General features: G+C 53.5%; 16 protein-coding genes and 1 pseudogene. 8 read left to right on the forward strand and 9 right to left on the reverse strand.

Annotated features, from left to right (window positions below; genetic code table 11):
* Positions 1-2: 2 nt before the first annotated feature.
* From ATG98_RS15890 to ATG98_RS15915, 5 genes are all read right to left on the reverse strand, one after another.
* Positions 3-275, reverse strand: coding sequence for a type II toxin-antitoxin system mRNA interferase toxin, RelE/StbE family (locus tag ATG98_RS15890; RefSeq protein WP_007351017.1), 273 nt, complete (start codon positions 273-275; stop codon positions 3-5).
* The gene (locus ATG98_RS15895) at positions 275-535 is read right to left on the reverse strand and encodes a type II toxin-antitoxin system RelB/DinJ family antitoxin (RefSeq protein WP_007351016.1); all 261 of its coding nucleotides are present in this window, start codon (positions 533-535) and stop codon (positions 275-277) included. Before ATG98_RS15895 ends, ATG98_RS15890 begins: the two co-directional genes overlap by 1 nt.
* A 508-nt stretch (positions 536-1,043) precedes the next feature.
* Complete coding sequence (locus ATG98_RS15905; RefSeq protein ID WP_098423800.1) at positions 1,044-2,234, reverse strand: iron-containing alcohol dehydrogenase; 1,191 nt, start codon at positions 2,232-2,234, stop codon at positions 1,044-1,046.
* The gene (locus tag ATG98_RS15910) at positions 2,231-2,779 is read right to left on the reverse strand and encodes a hypothetical protein (protein WP_098423801.1); all 549 of its coding nucleotides are present in this window, start codon (positions 2,777-2,779) and stop codon (positions 2,231-2,233) included. The genes ATG98_RS15905 and ATG98_RS15910 overlap by 4 nt, the downstream gene beginning before the upstream one ends.
* Positions 2,780-2,947: 168 nt before the next feature.
* The gene (locus ATG98_RS15915; protein ID WP_098423802.1) at positions 2,948-4,237 is read right to left on the reverse strand and encodes a M48 family metalloprotease; all 1,290 of its coding nucleotides are present in this window, start codon (positions 4,235-4,237) and stop codon (positions 2,948-2,950) included.
* A gap of 201 nt (positions 4,238-4,438) precedes the next feature.
* Between ATG98_RS15915 and htpG the strand changes: the two genes are divergently transcribed.
* From htpG to ATG98_RS15945, 6 genes are all read left to right on the forward strand, one after another.
* Positions 4,439-6,331: a molecular chaperone HtpG gene (htpG, locus tag ATG98_RS15920; protein ID WP_098423803.1), complete on the forward strand. Its 1,893-nt coding sequence runs from the start codon at positions 4,439-4,441 to the stop codon at positions 6,329-6,331.
* Between the two features lie 19 nt (positions 6,332-6,350).
* Positions 6,351-6,569, forward strand: a complete 219-nt coding sequence (locus ATG98_RS15925) for a DUF2835 domain-containing protein (RefSeq protein WP_007351010.1) — start codon at positions 6,351-6,353, stop codon at positions 6,567-6,569.
* 129 nt (positions 6,570-6,698) lie between these two features.
* Complete coding sequence (locus ATG98_RS15930; RefSeq protein ID WP_098423804.1) at positions 6,699-7,706, forward strand: tRNA dihydrouridine synthase; 1,008 nt, start codon at positions 6,699-6,701, stop codon at positions 7,704-7,706.
* Positions 7,707-7,900: 194 nt separating this feature from the next.
* Positions 7,901-9,808 carry a dehydrogenase gene (locus ATG98_RS15935; protein ID WP_228706168.1) on the forward strand — a complete coding sequence of 636 codons (1,908 nt, stop codon included), beginning with the start codon at positions 7,901-7,903 and terminating at the stop codon, positions 9,806-9,808.
* A gap of 152 nt (positions 9,809-9,960) precedes the next feature.
* Positions 9,961-12,129, forward strand: coding sequence for a catalase/peroxidase HPI (gene katG, locus ATG98_RS15940; protein WP_098423805.1), 2,169 nt, complete (start codon positions 9,961-9,963; stop codon positions 12,127-12,129).
* A gap of 305 nt (positions 12,130-12,434) precedes the next feature.
* A complete protein-coding gene (locus tag ATG98_RS15945) occupies positions 12,435-12,629 on the forward strand; it encodes a CsbD family protein (protein WP_098423806.1) in 195 nt (64 codons plus the stop codon).
* Between the two features lie 132 nt (positions 12,630-12,761).
* Here ATG98_RS15945 and ATG98_RS22865 read toward each other — a convergent pair.
* A pseudogene (locus tag ATG98_RS22865) lies at positions 12,762-12,896 on the reverse strand (ABC transporter ATP-binding protein); the annotation flags it as partial.
* A gap of 140 nt (positions 12,897-13,036) precedes the next feature.
* Here ATG98_RS22865 and ATG98_RS15955 point away from each other — a divergent pair.
* Entirely contained in the window at positions 13,037-14,101 is a 1,065-nt protein-coding gene (locus ATG98_RS15955; protein WP_098418097.1) for an NAD(P)H-dependent flavin oxidoreductase, read from the forward strand.
* A gap of 84 nt (positions 14,102-14,185) precedes the next feature.
* Positions 14,186-14,773 carry a LysE family translocator gene (locus tag ATG98_RS15960; protein WP_098418098.1) on the forward strand — a complete coding sequence of 196 codons (588 nt, stop codon included), beginning with the start codon at positions 14,186-14,188 and terminating at the stop codon, positions 14,771-14,773.
* Here ATG98_RS15960 and ATG98_RS15965 read toward each other — a convergent pair.
* The 3 genes from ATG98_RS15965 to ATG98_RS15975 all read right to left on the reverse strand — a co-directional run bounded on the left by ATG98_RS15965 (position 14,735) and on the right by ATG98_RS15975 (position 16,828).
* Positions 14,735-15,595 carry an AraC family transcriptional regulator gene (locus ATG98_RS15965; protein WP_098423807.1) on the reverse strand — a complete coding sequence of 287 codons (861 nt, stop codon included), beginning with the start codon at positions 15,593-15,595 and terminating at the stop codon, positions 14,735-14,737. The genes ATG98_RS15960 and ATG98_RS15965 overlap by 39 nt on opposite strands.
* Positions 15,596-15,734: 139 nt before the next feature.
* Positions 15,735-16,049, reverse strand: coding sequence for a high-potential iron-sulfur protein (locus ATG98_RS15970; RefSeq protein ID WP_098418100.1), 315 nt, complete (start codon positions 16,047-16,049; stop codon positions 15,735-15,737).
* A gap of 374 nt (positions 16,050-16,423) precedes the next feature.
* Positions 16,424-16,828, reverse strand: coding sequence for a PEP-CTERM sorting domain-containing protein (locus tag ATG98_RS15975; protein WP_098423808.1), 405 nt, complete (start codon positions 16,826-16,828; stop codon positions 16,424-16,426).
* Positions 16,829-16,851: the final 23 nt, after the last annotated feature.

Below are 16,851 nucleotides of genomic sequence, written 5' to 3' on the forward strand. Positions count from 1 at the left end.
GGTTACTCGTCAAATAGATCCGTGTGCCGGCCCGTGCGCTCGAAGCGCACATCATCACCATCGATCTTGTAGATGAGCAGCCAATCCGGTTCGATGTGGGCATCGCGGAAGCTGCGCCATTCCCCCTTGAGCGGATGGTCTTTGTACTCCGCTGGCAAGGGCTGACCCTCAAGCAGTAGTCGCATCGGCTGTTTGATCTTTTCCATATCCTTGCCGCGCTTCTTAGCGGCCTTCAGGTCACGCTTGAACTGGCCGGAATAGACGGGATTGAGCATCAGATGCCTAGCTCATCGAACAGTGACTCGGCGCTTTCGGCTCGGTGCAAATCCTCGCCGCGTTCGCTTTTGACGAGAGTCTCGGCGGTCAGCCGGTTGGGTACGCGCATCTCGAACGGCAAACCTTGCTCGCTGACCACTTTAGTCAGGCCGATGCGTACGAAATCAGACACGGTAAGCCCCATAGTGGCCAGTATCGCGGTGGCCTCATCTTTTAGGTGCCGATCAATTCGAGCGCGGACAACGTCGTTAGCAGCCATGATATTTTCTCTGTATAAGTGACTCTAATAATGTAGCTCAGATGAGCCACGCTATCAAGATCACTTCCTAAATGCCGCTCCCTCGGCTGCGCTGCTTCTGAGTCTGTGTGCAATTTTTTGTGTCAGTGGTGGGTTATTCAGGCTCAGGACACCGCTTGTTGTACAGCATCTTGTACGGAATAGTATTGAAAGTGTGACAGTCTTACAGTCTTACAGTCTTACAGTCTTACAGTCTTACCGTCTTGGCGTCTTGGCGTAGCGTGGGTAGAGGTTTGCCAAGTTTTGCGGGGCCGAACATGGCGTTTAGATGAACAAGGATGAAATCATTGGATACGGGGTTTAGATTTTGCCCGGTAAGGAATGCATTGATCGCTGGGAAGATGAGGGGGGTGCGACATTGACGCATCTGGTCGATAAGCACCGCCTTGAGAGAAGAAAATAAATCTTTCGCAGTTCTCAACGTTGCAGCCTTTCGGCTGCATCGCCGATTTCCATGAAACGCCCGGGCTTATCCGGCCCAGGCGTTTTCCAATACGGCACGCACGTCTTTCAAATCCGCTTCTTTCGGGTTGAACATGATAGCGCCGTCGTCCAGCGCCATCCGGGCAATGGCTTCCAGCTGATCGTAAGTCACTTTGCCGCTTTCCTTCAGGGTGCGCGGTAACTGGCACTGCTGATACAGGGTGTTGCGCATCTTGCGAAGGGCGGCAATGCTGGCTTCTGCGCGGCGACTGGCCGGCGTGGCGGAATACACTTCCGGGCCGTCCAAATAGAGCAACAGCTCGCCCAAAGGCTGGCGAATGGTTTCCAGGTTGTATTCCAGCACGTAGGGCAGGTACAGGCTCATGCACAGGCCGTGGGGCAGGTGGCAGATAGCACCCGTGGCGTGGCCAAGCGCGTGTACCAGGCCCACCATGGAGTTGGAAAACGCGATGCCCGCCATAGTAGATGCCTGGGCCAACTCCAGACGGCCGTCGACGTCTTTTGGGTTGTCCATCACCTTGGGTAGAAACTGGCTGATTTTTTTGATAGCCGCTGTGGCATAAGCGTCGCTGAGCGGGTTCTTCGCCATGCAGGTGTAGGCTTCCACCGAGTGGGTCATGGCGTCCATGCCCGTTGCCGCAGTGATGTGCGGCGGCAGGGTAATGGTCATTCGTGGGTCAATAATCGCCGCGTTGGGCAGCAAAAATGAGGACGTAAAGGGCAATTTAACGCCTTTTACCTCGTCGGTAATCACCGCTACAGACGTCACTTCCGAGCCGGTACCTGCAGTGGTAGGCACCACAAAAAACGGATTCAACGGCTTCTTGATCACACCAGCACCGCTGTACTTGGCCAAGTCATCACCGCCCTCAGACACCAGAATGTTCACCGCTTTACCGGTATCAATGGCCGAACCACCGCCTACGGCGATGATGGAGTCGCACTTTTCTTTGCGGTAAAGCGCCGCAATGGTGCGCACCACGCTGATGGATGAATCGGGTGGCACGTCATCAAAAATGCTGACAATCTCTAAACCGCTGTCTTCGCAGGCGGCAATCACCGGGTCTAGCAGGCCGGCTGCGCGCACGCCCTTGTCGGTCACAATCATTGGGCGTTTGGCCCCGATGCTGGTCAGTTCGTAGGGGATGTGCTCTATAGCGGCTTTGCCGGCAATAACTTTGACCGGGCAGAAGAACTCGTAATATTGGCGGCTCATGATGCTCTCGCTGTTTTGATGAAAAGGGTCGCAACTTTCAGGTAAATTCGGGCGGCGCTGATGAGTTTCTCAGGCAGCTGCAAATTTGGGGGATAGGCTTTCACCGCGCGCTCGGCCACCAATTTTGGCAGAATAAAAACTTCCAGGCGGTTCAGAATGCGGGTCATACGCACCGCGTAACTAATGTCGCCATCCACCAGCATGCGATCGCTGGCAAAGGCCACCGAGGTTTTTTCCTGGAAAGAAAGCACCAAAAATGCGTGTTCCAGGTGTTTGAATTTTATCGATAAGTCGATGGGTCTTGGCGGTTCTTTGCTGTGGTATTTAAAACGTCCGTCGCCGACATGCTCAATCAGCAGGCTTGCGCCCTTGGGCATTACCATCATCTGGAATAGAAAACCGGTGGGCAGTGGGCGTGCTTCGTCGCATACCTCGTCGTCCACTTCGCTGACCGCCTGCAAGGCCCGGCCCATTACCTGAAACATAATGTTTACGTACAGCCGTTTGGCTTTTGAGCCCAGTGGCCGAAGGTGCTTTGTTGCCATGGTTATTACTCATTGTGAATGTCACTGTGGGTATTTTTAGAGTGATTACTCTATAAAGTCAATCCGCCTTACCGGGCTGTCGCCCAAAGCCGTGGCTGTGATCAGTTTTTGCCATAAAAAAAGCCGCAGGCTTTTAAGTCTGCGGCTTTAGAAACTGCGATCAACGGGTTATTGGGTCAGGCGCACCAGCTTGGCCTGAGCTTCCTGGCCGATTTCGCCACCGGCTTGTGCAGCGGTGCGGTAGTTGGCAATGGCCTCACCAAGGTCATTTTGTTTCACCGCAATGTCTCCCAGGCGCAGAAACGCGATGGAGGTAGGCACCGACTGGTTGGCCTGGGTCAGATTGTCTTTGGCTTTGCCCAGGTTATTCTGTTCCAGCGCGTTCAGGCCGTTGTAGATACGGTACACATACATTTCCGGGTAAAGCTCAACCGCCTTGTCAAAATCCTTAGCGGCTTTGTCCAGATTTTCCTGCTGCTGGTACAAACGCCCGCGCAGGTTGTAGAACATTGCTTCTCGCGGGGCCAGCTTGATCGCCTGGTTCACCTTGTCGATGGCCGCCGCGTATTCTTTCTTGCCAGCCAATTCCACCGCCTTGTCGTGGGCGTCGTAAGCGGGTTGCAGTTTTCGCAGCAGGGCGGTTTTCTTCTGGTATACGTCTTCACCGCGATAGCCGCCGCTACCGATTTCGCTCACCAGCTTACGGTTCTCGGCCACCCGTTTGGCGGATGGCGGGTGAGTGGCAAACAGTCCGTCGATGAATCCGGCGCTGCGGCCCTTGGACATTTCCAGAAAAATCTGCTGCAGCTCTACAGCGGCCTGGGGGTCATAGCCGGCCGCTTTCATATAGCGGATGCCGTAATAGTCGGACTCCAGTTCGTCACCCTGGCTGTATTGCGCCAGCGCCAGTTGTGCGCCAACGGCCGCGCCGCCCATCACCATGCCCGCCCATTCGTTATCCGTCAGCGCCAGGCCCAGAGCACCCACTCCCAAGCCTATAATCTGCGCCTGCTGCATACGCTGCACACTGTGGCGAGCGGCGGCGTGCACAATCTCGTGGCCCAGCACCGAGGCCAGCTGGGCTTCATCGCTGAACGCAGTCAGCAGGCCGCGATTGATGGCAATCTTGCCGCCGGGCAGGGCCCAGGCGTTGGGCACGCTGCTGTTCAGCACCACAAAATCGTAGGGCAGGTCGGGTCGGTCGCTCACCGCCGCCAGTTTCATGCCCACTTCGCGTACGTACACGGTCAGCTCAGGGTCGAGATAAAACAGGCCTCCCTGGGTTTGCTGTGTCGGTTTGTATTGCTCGGCACCCATGCTCAATGCCTGATTTTCTGGAATAATGGACAGTTGGCGTTCCCCGGTGACCGGATTGACTGAACAGCCGGCCAAAGTAAAAGCCAGTGTTAGCGCGGTAAGTAGGGCTTTCAACATCTGGGATTTGGTGATTGGGTTCACTGCGAGCTCCTGGTAATTCACACGTAATGAGGGCTTTATAGCATAGGTGGCGTTCCGTCTTGCTACTCACTGACGTTAAATCCGCTGACTTGTTAGCCTTGAAATGCTTCCGGGTGGCCCCATTTCTGCTCCCATGATCCATGGCGTTGCACAAATCGCCACTTATTTTACGTTCCACAGTAGTCAGGAGAGACACGTACCATGACGGTTGAATCGCAAAAAGAAACTCTGGGTTTCCAGACCGAAGTAAAGCAGCTGCTACAGCTGATGATTCACTCCTTGTATTCCAACAAGGAAATCTTCCTTCGCGAGCTGGTTTCCAACGCTTCTGACGCAGAAGACAAGCTGCGCTTCGCCGCTCTTAAAGACGACGGCCTGTACGAAGGCGATTCCGAACTCAAAATCCGCCTGGCGTACGATGCCGAAGCCAATACCGTTACCCTGAGTGACAACGGCATTGGTATGGCCCGCGAAGACGTGGTCAGCAATTTGGGCACCATTGCCCGTTCCGGTACTGCGGATTTCCTTAAACAGTTGTCAGGCGATGAGAAAAAAGACAGCAAGCTGATAGGCCAGTTCGGTGTGGGCTTTTACTCGTCATTCATTGTGGCTGACCAGGTAGACGTATTTACCCGCCGCGCCGGTGCACCCGCATCCGAAGGCGTACATTGGGCGTCTAAAGGCGACGGTGAATTCACCATCGAAACCGTTGAACGCGCCCAGCGTGGCACCGAGATTGTGTTGCAGTTGAAGCCGGAAGCCAAAGAATTTGCCGATGGCATGCGCCTGCGCAATCTGGTGAAGAAGTACTCTGACCACATTTCGTTCCCGGTGGTTATGGCGTCTGAATCCGAGGAAGAAGAGCAAAAGGGCAAAGACGAAACCGTCAACGATGCCACTGCGCTCTGGACACTGCCGCGCACGGAAATTAAAGATCAGGAATACAAAGAGTTCTACAAGCACATCTCCCACGATTTTGAAGACCCGCTGAGCTGGTCTCATAATAAAGTGGAAGGCAAGCTGGATTACACCAGCCTGTTGTACCTTCCGGCTCGCGCGCCGTTTGACCTGTACAACCGCGAAACACCCCGTGGCCTGAAACTCTACGTTCAGCGCGTATTCATTATGGACGACGCCGAACAGTTCCTGCCGCTGTACCTGCGCTTCACCAAGGGTGTGATTGATTCCAGCGATCTGTCGCTGAACGTGTCCCGTGAAATTCTGCAGAACGACAGCATCGTCGATAGCATTCGCACCGCGGTCACCAAGCGGGTTCTGGACATGTTATCGAAGCTGTCCAAGAAAGAAGGCGACGAGTTCCAGAAATTCTGGAACGAGTTTGGCGCTGTGCTAAAAGAAGGTCCGGCGGAAGACTTTGGCAACCGCGAAAAAATTGCCGGTCTGCTGCGTTTTGCTTCCACTCATACTGGTGAAGAAGCTCAGAATGTATCGCTGGAGCACTACATCGGCCGCATGAAAGAAGGCCAGAAAAAGATTTACTACATCACCGCTGACAACTTCATGGCCGCCAAGAGCAGTCCGCACCTGGAAGTGTTCCGCAAGAAAGGCATTGAAGTGCTGATTCTGTCTGACCGCATTGACGAGTGGATGATGGGCTACCTCAATGACTTCGACAGCAAGCAGTTCCAGGACGTGGCTCGCGGCGAGCTGGATCTGGGCGATGTCGAAACCGAAGAAGACAAAAAGCACCAGGAAGAAGCCACCAAAGAACATCAAGGCCTGCTCGAACGCATCAAAAAAGCCTTGGAAGAACGGGTTCAAGAAGTGCGCGTAACCAACCGGTTGACCGATTCACCAGCCTGCCTGGTAGTGGCGGATTTCGACATGGGCGCCCAGATGAAGAAGATTATGGAAGCTGCTGGCCAGAGCGTGCCAGACAGCAAGCCGATCTTCGAAATCAACGTGGACCACCCGCTGGTGCAGCGTCTGGAGCGTGAGCAGAGTGAAGATCGCTTTGGCGAGCTGTCTGCGGTTCTGCTTGACCAAGCTACCCTGGCCAGTGGCGAACAGCTGAAAGACCCAGGCGCTTACGTAACACGCCTGAACCGTCTGCTGTTGGAGCTGGCTAACTAAGCCAGACCGGACACGATCCATGCAGCGCATTGTGGTGGACATTAGCATTGGCCCTGACGAGTGGATAAAGCTCTATCAGGGCCTTGCACAAGATGTGACCGCACGAGCCCGGGACGGACGCTCTGTCCGTTTTCCGGCTCGAATTCTTTCCCGTTTTTATTTGAACGATGGTGTTCGTGGCAGTTTTTGCATCAGCTTCAACGACCAAGGCAAGTTTGAAACCATAGAACGCGTATAATCCCTTCTTCTCTATCTCCTGATTTTTTGGCATTCTCGGTGCCACTTTTGTTATCGCTCTTTTTGTCAGTCTATTTATCACTCTTTTTATCACTCTTTCACCGCTGTTTTGACCTGCTCTGGAGCGCTCATGCGAATTATTCTGGCCCCGATGGAAGGGCTGGTGGATGCACCTATCCGTGAAACTCTCACTAAAGTGGGGGGTATTGACCGGTGCGTAACCGAATTTATTCGTGTGACCCACGGCATGCTGCCGCCGCGAATTTTCTACAAGTATGCCCCCGAACTTCATAACAACTCGCTGACCCGTGTGGGTGTGCCGGTGGCGGTTCAGCTGCTGGGTTCCGACCCGCACATGATGGCCCGCCACGGTGCCAAAGCCGCAGAACTGGGCGCCACCCAGGTGGATATCAACTTTGGCTGCCCGGCCAAAACCGTAAACAAGCATAAGGGCGGCTGTGTGTTGATGCGCGAGCCTGAGCTGATGCACGAAATTGTTGTCGCCGTGCGCCAGGCTGTGCCTGCGAAGGTTCTAGTAACCGCCAAAATGCGCCTGGGTTACGACGACCGTTCCATGGGTGTGGCCTGCGCGCAAGCTTTAGAGGCCGCCGGTGCCGGCGAAATCGTGATTCACGCCCGCAGCAAAAAAGACGGCTATAAGCCGCCTGCCTACTGGGAAGAAATTGCCAAGGCGCGGGAAGCGGTAAAGGCCAAGGTCATCGCCAACGGTGACATTTTTACGGTGGCCGACTACTGGCGCTGTCGTGAAGTGTCCGGCTGTGACGACGTGATGATCGGCCGTGGCCTGGTGGCGCGGCCTGATCTGGCACGCCAAATTCGTGCCAGCCAGCGTGGTGAAAGCATCGAGCTGATGACGTGGCCGGAAGCACTGACTCTGGTGCAGGAATACGGGGTCGCACTTCAGGGCTGGCTGGAGGACAAGTACGTAACCGGGCGGATCAAGCAGTGGATGAACTATCTGCGCCAAGGCTTTAGCGAAGCCGAAGCCCTTTGGCCCCAGGCACGCAAAATTCGTGAAGTGGCACCTATGTTCGAGTTCCTTAATCAGGCCACAGCCGTCGATCAACGTTTAATTGATTTGGGCCAACAGCAGGGTGTCGCGAACAGTCTAAGCTAGTGTGTTGATATCTGATATTTGGATTTTAACCAACAAGGATCGCCCGCAAAGAAAACCGTGGTCAGTGTGAGTTTGGGTTCCAGTGAACACGATTACGATGTGCAAACCACTTTCCTGGGCAACCGTTTCGGGTAATTCGAACCGGAACTGATGCAAATCCGCAGCGGGCGGAGCGGGTCCTGCGGACCTTGGAAGTGGACGCGATTGGTCTGAGTATGGTCCATGACCATTATCAGATCGGCCGCGAGCGCCTGATAAACGCGCAAACTGCGCAGTTGGAAGCCTGTGTGCCAAACACATCGGTAACAACGGGCGTTGGCCTGCGGGGCATACTGCAGGAATGGGCGGTGCGCCGAACCCAGGTGAGCCTGGGGCATTTTTTTGATAACGCCCGGGTACTGTGCCTGAATGGCAAAGCCAGCTATCGCATCGCCCGCGCTTTGAGCGAGCACACCGAAAACTTTCAGTTCGCCGACCCTTACCTTGAATACGGCGTACCCGGTTTTCTGACGTCTCTGGCGCAGCTTGAACGCTATGTTGCGCTGACGGCGCCTTTGGCCAAGACCCCGAGCGCTGTAAGAATTGTGGAAGCGCTGTTGGGCGGCCCACTGTATCGCATGGGGAAAAAACGCGTACAAAGGGGCTTGCAGTCGGCGGTAAAAAAAGCCCACGTCATTGTTGGCAATATGGGTGACCTGGCGCCGTTTACCCGTGAACAGCTGGACGGCAAAACCGTGATTACCTCGCGGGTGTCGGAATCCGGCCTGGACTGGATGCGCTCCCGCGGCGTGGCCATGGTTGTGGATTACAGTCCGTGGCTGGAAGGCCGCCCGGTTGGCGTGAATGTGATGGAGGCGATGATCAGCGCGGCTCTTTCACGGGCGCCGGCACAACTGGGGCCGGATGATTATCTGGAAGTCATCCAGAATCTGGGCATAGAGCCACGCATTCTTTACCCCGACGGCTATCGCCGCATTAACCGCATGGCGTTTGTGATTCACCCTCTGTCACAGCAGTATCTGACCAAGACTCCACCGCTTGACCTGATTGCCGCGGTATCACCCAAATCGGTGATGAATCTGATCGAAAAAGCCGTGGCCTATGCGCCGCCATTTATTTATTCCGAAATATCCGGTTTGAAGTCGCCCACCGGCGACGAAGTGGAAGGCTATCTGATTACCGTGGGTGGCACGCCAAAAGAAATCATGGCCCACGACCCCGAATTTACTTATAGCCGCCTTTTGGCTGCCGCCGAACTGGCAAAAAAACTGGGCGCGCAAATTATGGGGCTGGGTGCGTTTACCAAAGTGGTGGGTGACGCCGGCATTACCGTCGCCAAGCGAGCGCCGCTGCCTATCACCACCGGCAATAGTTACAGTGCCTCTGGTGCCTTGTGGGCTGCCCACGAAGCCGTGAAGAAGATTGGCCGCGCCAAAATAGGCGATAACGGCAAAATGCAGGGCAAGGCTATGGTGGTTGGCGCCACCGGTGCCATTGGCTCTGTGTGCGCACGCCTGCTGGCAAAAGCTGTGGATGAGATTTATCTGGCGGCACCAGAACCGGCAAAACTGCTGGCGTTAAAAGCGGCTATTGAACAGGAAACCCCGGGCGCTATCGTGCACGTGGCCGGCGCAGCCGATCGTGATCTGGCGCAGATGGACATGATTGTGACAGCCACCTCCGGCGCGGGTAAGCGGGTGCTGGACATCATGCAGGTAAAACCCGGCTGCGTGATTACCGACGTAGCCCGGCCTTTGGACATTTCAGCGGAAGACGTTGCCAAACGGCCTGATGTGTTGGTGATCGAATCCGGTGAAATCTTGTTGCCCGGCAACGTCCGCATGAAAGATATAGGCTTACCCAAAGGCATTGCCTACGCCTGCCTGGCGGAAACTATGGTACTGGCGCTGGAAGGGCGGTTCGAGAATTTTACCCTGGGCCGCAATATTGAATGGGAGAAAGTTCGGGAGATCTACAAATTGGGTCTGAAGCACGGTATGACACTGGCGGCCATTTCCGGGGTGAACGGTGTGTTTACTGAAGAAGATTTTGCGCGTGTGCGTTTGCTAGTGGAACAAGCTGATGCGGCTGCACTTTCATAGTCAAAAGCTAACAAATGCAGCAGTAAAAGAAAATTATATTAATGTTAGCCTGCTGCCTTATAGTCACATTACGCTACAGCACAGAAGCAATCCATAATTGCGACTCTGTCTTTGAGTGAAGCTAACGTTCCCTGAAAAAAGTGGAGAAAAACATGGCTGACAACAGCCCTACTGCAGGTAAATGCCCGGTAATGCACGGTGGAAACACCACATCTGGCGGCAGCAATATGAAGTGGTGGCCCAGCGCCCTTAACCTGGCCATCCTTAATCAGCACGATAGCAAAACCAAGCCGTTGGGTGCCGCTGTTAACTATCGTGAAGAGCTGAAAAAGCTGGATGTTGATGCTCTTAAAAAAGACCTGACCGACTTGATGACCGATAACCAGGATTGGTGGCCGGCGGATTGGGGCCATTACGGTGGATTGATGATTCGCCTGGCGTGGCACGCAGCCGGTTCCTACCGCGTTGCCGATGGCCGTGGTGGCGCAGGCACCGGCAATCAGCGTTTCGCTCCGCTAAACTCCTGGCCGGATAACGGCAACCTCGACAAAGCCCGCCGGCTGCTGTGGCCCATAAAGCGGAAGTACGGCAACAAACTAAGCTGGGCTGACCTGATTGTGCTGGCGGGTAACGTGGCTTATGAATCCATGGGCTTCAAAACCTTCGGCTTCGCCTTTGGCCGCGAAGACATCTGGCACCCGGAAGAAGACATTTATTGGGGCGCAGAAGACGAGTGGCTGGCTACCAGCGATAACGCAAAGAGCCGTTATTCCGGTGAGCGCGACCTTGAAAATCCTCTGGCGGCGGTGATGATGGGTCTGATCTACGTGAACCCCGAAGGCGTTGACGGCAACCCGGACCCGCTTGCAACTGCCCACGACGTGCGCGAAACGTTCAAGCGTATGGCCATGAACGACGAAGAAACGGTCGCGTTGACCGCAGGTGGCCACACCGTGGGTAAATGCCACGGTAACGGCGATCCGGCAAACTTGGGCGAAGCACCGGAAGGTGCTGAGGTAGAAGAGCAGGGCCTGGGCTGGAATAAAAAGACCGGTACAGTCGGTAATCACACCGTCACCAGCGGTCTTGAAGGTGCCTGGACCACCAACCCCACCCAATGGGACGACGGCTACTTTAAATTGCTGATGAACCACGAGTGGGAACTGACCAAGAGCCCGGCCGGCGCTTGGCAGTGGGAGCCGGTGGACATGAAAGAAGAAGACAAGCCGGTGGATGCAGAAAACCCGTCTGTGCGTCGCAACCCGATCATGACCGACGCCGACATGGCCATGAAAATGGACCCGGCGTACCGCAAAATCTCTGAGAGATTCGCTAGTGATCAGGCCTACTTTGAAGACGTGTTTGCCCGCGCCTGGTTCAAGCTGACTCACCGCGACCTTGGACCAAAAGTGCGCTACGTTGGTCCGGAAGTACCTCAGGAAGAACTGATCTGGCAAGACCCGATCCCGGCCGGCAATACCGGTTATGACGTAGAAACAGTTAAAGCAAAGATCGCTGCCAGTGGCTTGAACGCTACCGACATGATCAATACCGCTTGGGACAGCGCCCGTACCTACCGCGGCTCGGACATGCGTGGCGGCGCCAACGGAGCTCGAATTCGTCTGGCCCCCCAGAAAGACTGGGAAGGCAACGAGCCTGAGCGCCTGGGCCGCGTATTAAGTGTGCTGGAAGCGATTGCCGCAGATACAGGCGCCAGTGTGGCCGATGTGATTGTGCTGGCAGGTAACGTTGGCATAGAGCAGGCGGCCAAAGCCGCGGGTGTAAACGTAAACGTGCCATTCTCAGCCGGCCGTGGCGATGCCACCGACGAGATGACCGATGTGGAATCTTTCGAGCCGCTGGAACCCATTCACGATGGCTTCCGTAATTGGGTGAAAAAAGATTACACGGTTACCCCTGAAAAACTGTTGCTGGATCGTGCTCAGCTGATGGGCCTGACAGCGCCAGAGATGACGGTACTACTAGGCGGAATGCGTGTGCTTGGCACCAACCACGGTGGCAGCAAACACGGCGTATTCACCAACAGGGAAGGGCAACTGACCAACGACTTCTTTGTGAACCTGACGGACATGGGGAACAGCTGGAAGCCGACGGGCAAAAACTCATACGAGATTCGCGATCGCAAAACAGACGCAGTGAAGTGGACCGCCACCCGAGTAGATCTGGTGTTCGGCTCCAACTCGATCTTGCGCTCCTACGCGGAATTGTATGCTCAGGACGACAACAAAGAGCGCTTTGCGCACGACTTTGTGAGCGTTTGGGCCAAAGTTATGAACGCTGACCGGTTTGATATCGCGTAAGTGTGAATGGTATTTAAAAGGGCGCTTCAACGAGAGTTGAGGCGCCCTTTTTTTATTAAAAATGACACTTTCAAAATCAACGTATTTTATCTAAACATAAATATATTATGAATTAATCGCAACGCTATAGTCGTTGTTAAAGTTCGGCGCTTATGCGAACTTAGGTCGTGACGCAGCGCAGAGTTTTTTGTAACACGTTTCTATTCTGCTCCGCCGTTTTATTTGTTGCATTGTCGAATCAAGAGTCTGATGAAGTTGTTAATCAACAGCTTATTAGTAAAGACTAATCAAATTTGGAGATTGCTATGAATAAAGATATCGCCGAAGGTAAGTGGAAGCAGATGAAAGGCTCGCTTCGTGAAAACTGGGGCAAACTGACCGACGATGAAGTCGACGAGATTGGTGGTCGCAAAGATAACTTTTTGGGCAAGGTTCAGGAAAAATACGGCATGAGTCAGGAAGATGCCGAAAAAGAGTGGGATAAGTTACATAACTCTTAAGAATTTGCGGTTTTGATCATCGCTTAAATCGATGTCTGCATTGTAATGTTTCATACGTTCGGTGCAGGTATCGGTTTTTCAATTTGAAGTGAATGTTTTACACTAGCGCCTCAAACGTATTTACCGAAGCCTTTATTCTAACCCCCGCCCTTCACCCGCTTCCTCTTGAGTCACTCCGTCGCGTATGTGATAAATGCGTTTGAACGTTGGAATGATTTCTTCATCGTGTGTCACAACGATAATCGCTGTTTCGTACTTTCGCGCCATTATCTGAGTGCAGAACCGGTGGGTGTTGCCAACATCTCTCGCGCAACTAACGACACCAGGACTCAAAAAAAGGATACTGAAGGCTGACGAAAAATGGGCAGGCCTAACAACACACTGGCATTGGTTTTCAAGGATTATTAATGCACGCGACTTCGGATTTTATTGAAAAACTGGGCATTCGCTTCCCGATTATTCAGGCACCGATGGCTGGGGTATCTACGCCGGAATTGGCCGCTGCGGTCTCGAACGCAGGCGGGCTTGGTTCATTGGGGGTTGGCGCCAGCACTATTGACCAGGCTCGAAAGATGATCGAACAGACGCGCCGGCTAACCGAACAGCCGTTCAACGTGAACGTCTTTTGCCACGCCCCTGCAACGCGAGACCCTGATAGAGAAAATGCGTGGCTTGCGCATCTTGCTCCGCTGTTCAGCGAAGCCGGGCTGGATACGCCCGATCAGCTCGACGAAATTCACACATCATTTCTTGTTGGCGACGAACAATTCGAGATGTTGCTTGAGCTGCGCCCGGCGGTCGTCAGTTTTCATTTCGGCATACCCTCTGCCGACCGCATTGCCTGTTTGCGTGAGGCTGGCATTTACACCATGGCAACGGCGACGAATCTTCACGAAGCCAGGCTGATTGAACAAGCGGGAATAAACGCCATTGTTGCCCAAGGTATTGAAGCTGGCGGGCACAGGGGCATGTTTAACCCAGAGGTAACAGATGAGTGCTTGAGCACAATGGTGTTTGTGCGGCTGCTTGCGGCAAAAACCACACTTCCCATCATTGCGGCGGGCGGCATTATGGATGGCTATGCCATCAACTCGGTGCTGAACCTTGGCGCGGTAGCCGCCCAGCTTGGAACAGCCTTTGTTCTGTGCCCCGAATCTGCGGCCAATAGCGCCTATCGCGAAAATCTGAAAAGCCAACGAGCATCGCAGACACGATTGACGGATGTCCTATCCGGCCGGCCGGCACGGGGGATAGTTAATCGATTGATTACATTTGGCGAAGCAGACGGCAGCCCGTTTCCCGCGGATTATCCGCTGGCTTACGATGCGGCTAAACGGCTCAGTGGAGCCGCGTCCAAACTGGGAAACAACGAATTTGCCGCACAATGGGCGGGGCAGGGAGCGCCGCTGGCGCGTGAGCTGCCAGCGGCGGAGTTGATGAGCGTGCTGATGGCTGAAACTCGCATCGAATAGTAGATATACCTCAATTTTGTTCAATATACTATGCTGCCGGGCATGTCAGAATCCGCTCCTGATTCGACCGGAGAGTGTATAACCATGTCTTTGATTCTGCCCATGTGCGCGTTTGCCTTAGCGGCCTCTATTTCACCCGGGCCTGTAAATCTTGTGTGCCTGAGCAGTGGTACCCGCTACCCGATTGCCACCGGCTTAACGTTTGTTACCGGTGCCACGCTGAGTTTTATCGTGCTCTTCATTGCGGTAGGGCTGGGTCTTTATTCACTATTGACGGTGGTGCCGGGGCTGCAAAGTGTGTTGCGTTGGGCGGGTGTCGCATTTTTGCTTTATCTGAGTATCAAGTTAGCCCTGGACAGCGGTCAATTGCCGGACGCTGGCCGCAAAAAGGCACCGGGATTCATGACAGGCGCCTTAATGCAGTGGTTGAACCCCAAAGCCTGGCTTGCCTCCGCTTCTGGCATCGGGGCGTTCACTAACGCAAACGATCTGAACCAGGTCCTGCTGTTTGCTGCTCTTTACCTGCCAATCTGCTGGTTGTCACTGGCTTGCTGGGTTTACGCCGGCGCATTCTTGCGCCGATATGTTCAAAAGCCCATCATTCTGATGACCATCAACCGCACACTGGCGTTATTACTTGCTGCCAGCTGCGTGTATCTTCTCGTTGGCTGAACCGAGACGGTACTGGTTTGGAGTTGCGGCCACTCGTAGCTTGAACGCACGCTGAAAGTGAGGCTGATCGGCAAAACCTGCATTCAGGGCTGCCTCGGCAATGGGCGTGCCTTGTTTTAGCTCACTTTGGCCGAGTTGCACGCGTCGGTTCACTAAGTACGCATGGGGGGTAAAACCGAATGCCTGTTTAAAGGAGCGGATCAAATGGCCCTCGCTTAAACTTGAAAGGGCGCATAGGGTCTCCAGCGAAACATCTTCCGTTGCATGCTGATCTATATAGCGAGCCAGCTGTGTTAAAACATCCGCGGTAGCCGGTTGCTGATTGATTGGCTGAGTTGCCAGCTCGTGCATCAGACCTGATAGAAACGTGTCTAATTCTCTCTGCTTGTCTGTCACCGCAGACTGGGTATCCAAAAGGCAATCTGCGAGATGGCAGTAACGATCGAACCAGCGGCTATCGGATAGCACAGCCGTGTGTAGATCCTGCCAGGCTGGGGTAGGGAGTAAACCCGCCTGGAATCGCAGATTTGTTAACCACTGCGTATCAACATACATCATTAAATATGACCAGGGACGGTTATCTATTGGATTGCACGCGTGCGCCCACTCCGGATTCATCGTCACCAGGTCTCCGGCACTGACAGGAAAATGGTTGTCGCGATAGCGAAACGTACTTGCTCCGCTGGTAATCGCACCTAACGACCAATGTGGATGGCTGTGGAGGGCATAGCAGACCTGGCGCCCGTCCGCGACCTTACGAAGTTCTACGTGAGGCATGCGTTCGTCGCGCCAGAAAATCGGGGAAAATGAAGAAGCGATCATTGCTTGTCATCCTGAAAAATGCTCAGGTAACTTACTTCACGTTTACGACTTTTAAAAGAAAACCGGTGCAGATTTATTTTCTTGGGAAAACAATCGGTCACCGGTTTTTTTTAAAACTTCATCATTCAAACGTTGGTAATCAGGCCTTCGCGACCCAAGTCTGACACCAGCCGTTGGTCTCTACGCTATTTTGCGGGAACAATGTACAGCCATTGTTGGTTTCTTGGAAAAAATTGCAGTTTGCGCAGTGTTCACCTGCCGCATAAGCCGGGTGGCCGGCGGCCTCTTCGGCCACTTTAACGTAGTTCAGCCCTTTGGCTTGAGCGGTTGTTGGGTCGAGCGGTGGAAGGCTTTGGGCGAAAGCGCGCTGAGATAGTATGCCCATACCAAGAGGTAGAGCAGCCATACCGAGCAAACTGTGACGCATAAACTTGCGACGACTCTGATCAGCCATGATAGTTCCTTGTATGTGTTTAAATTAGGAATATTAACCAGCTATTAATCTTCACGATGTTTTATACGTTTCACAGTGATAATAGATCGAATTGAAAAAACATTCAAATCTTCACTTCATGCAGATCAACTTGTTTATTAAATAAGAAAGAGGTTGATAATTAAACAGCATTTTAAATGAGATGCATTATCAATATGTTTCAATAATAATAAAGATAATAATAATAATTATCATTATTTATTCCGCCTGCGTGTTTCTAGCAGTGAGCTAAAGCAGGCGCAGCGAGAAACAATACTTGCTTAATGACTAATAAGTTCATGATACTAAAGATAATAGCACTCGGCGGTCTTCAGCTCCAAGTGCAACACATTGGTTCAATGAACGCCCGCTTTCTTTCGTCTAGCGATGCCAAATAAAGCTAGACCTAAACCCAACAATAAGGCTGTTGAAGGCTCGGGTACGCGGACTAGATTATTGTAAGCGGTAGCTGCGCCGTTTTTGCAACCGTCCGCTCCCAAGGTGGCATTTGCGCCTAAAGTGACATAATTTGTCGCTGAAAAAGCGCCGCCACAATAGTCACCTACGCCTAATATCACAGCACTGTCCCCGGCGGAAATGTAGCCTTTCGATAGAACAAGGCCTCTGAATTTCGCTCCGGCGCCGAGTGTTGTGTAACCTTCGCCGGCCCCGACAGTTTTGTCGCCTAAGATATTCCAGATAATGCTGCTCTCATCGGTTACGTTTAAAAACTCTATATTTGCGAGCGCACCAACGGTCATGTAGTTCGTGAGCTTACGGCAGC

The organism is Marinobacter sp. LV10R520-4 (assembly GCF_002563815.1).
Taxonomy (GTDB): Bacteria; Pseudomonadota; Gammaproteobacteria; order Pseudomonadales; family Oleiphilaceae; genus Marinobacter.

Bases quoted from the DNA above. Each gene is read 5' to 3' on its own strand.
- ATG98_RS15890 (WP_007351017.1), bottom strand. From the start codon at position 275: ATGCTCAATCCCGTCTATTCCGGCCAGTTCAAGCGTGACCTGAAGGCC.
- ATG98_RS15895 (WP_007351016.1), bottom strand. From the start codon at position 535: ATGGCTGCTAACGACGTTGTCCGCGCTCGAATTGATCGGCACCTAAAA.
- ATG98_RS15905 (WP_098423800.1), bottom strand. From the start codon at position 2,234: ATGAGCCGCCAATATTACGAGTTCTTCTGCCCGGTCAAAGTTATTGCC.
- ATG98_RS15910 (WP_098423801.1), bottom strand. From the start codon at position 2,779: ATGGCAACAAAGCACCTTCGGCCACTGGGCTCAAAAGCCAAACGGCTG.
- htpG (WP_098423803.1), top strand. From the start codon at position 4,439: ATGACGGTTGAATCGCAAAAAGAAACTCTGGGTTTCCAGACCGAAGTA.
- ATG98_RS15925 (WP_007351010.1), top strand. From the start codon at position 6,351: ATGCAGCGCATTGTGGTGGACATTAGCATTGGCCCTGACGAGTGGATA.
- ATG98_RS15930 (WP_098423804.1), top strand. From the start codon at position 6,699: ATGCGAATTATTCTGGCCCCGATGGAAGGGCTGGTGGATGCACCTATC.
- katG (WP_098423805.1), top strand. From the start codon at position 9,961: ATGGCTGACAACAGCCCTACTGCAGGTAAATGCCCGGTAATGCACGGT.
- ATG98_RS15945 (WP_098423806.1), top strand. From the start codon at position 12,435: ATGAATAAAGATATCGCCGAAGGTAAGTGGAAGCAGATGAAAGGCTCG.
- ATG98_RS15955 (WP_098418097.1), top strand. From the start codon at position 13,037: ATGCACGCGACTTCGGATTTTATTGAAAAACTGGGCATTCGCTTCCCG.
- ATG98_RS15960 (WP_098418098.1), top strand. From the start codon at position 14,186: ATGTCTTTGATTCTGCCCATGTGCGCGTTTGCCTTAGCGGCCTCTATT.
- ATG98_RS15965 (WP_098423807.1), bottom strand. From the start codon at position 15,595: ATGATCGCTTCTTCATTTTCCCCGATTTTCTGGCGCGACGAACGCATG.
- ATG98_RS15970 (WP_098418100.1), bottom strand. From the start codon at position 16,049: ATGGCTGATCAGAGTCGTCGCAAGTTTATGCGTCACAGTTTGCTCGGT.
- ATG98_RS15975 (WP_098423808.1), bottom strand. From the start codon at position 16,828: ATGACCGTTGGTGCGCTCGCAAATATAGAGTTTTTAAACGTAACCGAT.